We start from the raw sequence: 2,242 nt of genomic DNA, 5'->3' as shown, positions 1-2,242 counted from the left end.
GTCTATAAGTAGCCCACATTTTATTTTTTCGTCTATTTTTTTCATAGCAAGCACGCTTTTGTGGTTGAATGATGATATTATAATTTTGTCTTTTAAGTCAAACTCTTTTATCATGTCATATACCTTTTGCTCTATGCCTTTGTACCAGTATACACCAGTCTTTAGCTCTACGTTTGTGATTATATCCTTGTCTTTTATATACTCAAAATATTCTCTAAGTGTAGGGATTGCCTCAAAATCTATATTGTCATAAAGAGCACCAGCATTTACTTTTTTTAACTCCGCAAGTGTGTAGTCCATTACTCTACCCTTTGCATTTGTAGTCCTATCCAATCTTTCGTCATGAATTATGACTATTTCATCGTCCTTTGACAAATGTACGTCAAACTCTATTCCATCAGCATTTTCTTCTACTGCTTTTTTAAATGCTAACATTGTGTTTTCAGGATACTTTGACTTGAACCCTCTGTGTGCTATATTTAGCATAAACTCCTCCTTTGGTTGTAAGCAATCTCTCAAAAAAAGTAACGAACGCCAAACCACAATTACGCAGCTTACCACCCCTTACTCCATTCTAGCAGGCTAAACTCTTTCTTTTTTCATAACAAAAGCATATCACATCTTTTTCGTTTTTGCAACTGAAGTTTGATTTTTTTACTTTGGCTAATACTAAAAAAAGGTGTTAGTACATATATAATCGCGTCAATATATGTGCTAACACCTTTTTATTTATAATTATCCTACATTTGAGGTTGCTATTATGTCTACTCCTGTATCGGCGATATTATTCACTACAACGTCACCGATTTTTGTCTTTGAAGTGATTTTTACAGTTTTCAGCTCGTCCATCACTTCAAATATCTTACTTTTTGGTACTGGCTCTTTTGTTTTCACACTGAGTGTGTGTGCATTTGCAATACCATCTACTCTCACTATTGATGTGACTATCCTCTTTGGCGATACAGCCTCTTGCTTTGCATAATTTTCACCTAATTTGCAAGTGTTGCCGGCAACTGTTACTTCGCCTTGGTCGTTTATTTCTACGTGCAATCTACAGCCTAGGGGGCAATTTATGCACGTCATATCTACTATTTTCATATCTATTTGACCTCACTCACATATATTTTTATTGATTTATCTTCCATTTTTTCCAATTCTTCTTTTTTTATTACTATCTGCTCCATTTCGCTAGGGAATAAAACTTTTTTCTTTTTTGTAGATATATTTTTTTCGCCTACATCTACTTTTAAATATTGGTCAACGTAGACGTTATCTACTCTAAATCTTATGGTAAGTGTATCAGGCATTGTTTTTAAATCTATATAGTTTGGCTTAGTGTATCTTACTCCTGCACCTACTTGGACTTTCACCTCTGAGCTGCTTTTTTCTATTCCATTTGATTTTACATAGTCAGACGCATATTTTCCTGCCATGCTTGCCTCATCAGAAACGTAGTCTACTAAATCGTGTACGTGCAATACATTTCCACATGAAAATACGCCTTCTTGGCTTGTCATAAATGTGTTATCAACTACTGCACCTTTTGTCACCTTGTCCATGTTGATACCTATTTTTTCTGTCAGCTCATTTTCCGGTATCAAGCCTACTGATAATAGTAGTGTATCACATTGTATATACTCTTGTGTACCCTCTATAGGTCTTAACTTTTCGTCAACTTCGGCTATAACTACTGCCTCTACTCTATCTTTACCTTTGATGTCTACTACTGTATGTGAGAGCTTTAGCGGTATATCATAGTCGTCTAGGCACTGCACTATATTTCTCTTTAGTCCGGCAGAGTATGGCATGATTTCTGCTACCAGTTTAACTTTTGCACCTTCTAGTGTCATTCTTCTTGCCATGATTAATCCTATGTCTCCTGAGCCTAGTATGACTACTGTTTTGCCTACCATTTTACCCTCTATATTTACCATTCTTTGAGCTGTGCCAGCAGAATACACTCCTGATGGTCTATATCCGGGTATGTTTAATGCACCTCTTGGGCGTTCCCTGCAACCCATGCAAAGTATTATTGCCTTCGCTTTTATTTCAAATACTCCTTGCTCCATACTTATAACTGTAAGTGTTTTATCTTCGCTGATATCGCTTACTATAGAATTTAACATATATGGTATGTTTAACTCTTTTACCTGCTCTACATATCTAGCTGCATATTCAGGTCCTGTCAATTCCTCTTTAAATGTGTGCAAGCCAAATCCGTTGTGTATGCACTGTCTAAGTA

The 2,242-nt window shown here is 36.0% G+C and carries 3 protein-coding genes; all 3 read right to left on the bottom strand.

Annotated elements, in window-relative coordinates; all coding sequences use genetic code 11:
• On the bottom strand, positions 1 to 486 hold a 486-nt coding region (locus BBG48_RS10700; RefSeq protein ID WP_116170988.1), incomplete at its 3' end, for a glycerophosphodiester phosphodiesterase family protein.
• A gap of 249 nt (positions 487 to 735) precedes the next feature.
• The gene (locus tag BBG48_RS10695) at positions 736 to 1,098 is read right to left on the bottom strand and encodes a DUF1667 domain-containing protein (RefSeq protein ID WP_068913332.1); all 363 of its coding nucleotides are present in this window, start codon (positions 1,096 to 1,098) and stop codon (positions 736 to 738) included.
• Between the two features lie 2 nt (positions 1,099 to 1,100).
• Positions 1,101 to 2,242: NAD(P)/FAD-dependent oxidoreductase (locus BBG48_RS10690; protein ID WP_116170987.1), on the bottom strand; the 1,142-nt coding region annotated here is incomplete at its 5' end.

Origin of the sequence: Criibacterium bergeronii (assembly GCF_001693775.2) — a bacterium.
GTDB classification, from domain to species: Bacteria; Bacillota; Clostridia; order Peptostreptococcales; family Filifactoraceae; genus Peptoanaerobacter; species Peptoanaerobacter bergeronii.
The sequence above is the reverse complement of the archived record's forward strand: the minus strand, read 5'-3'. Positions and strand labels throughout refer to the sequence as shown.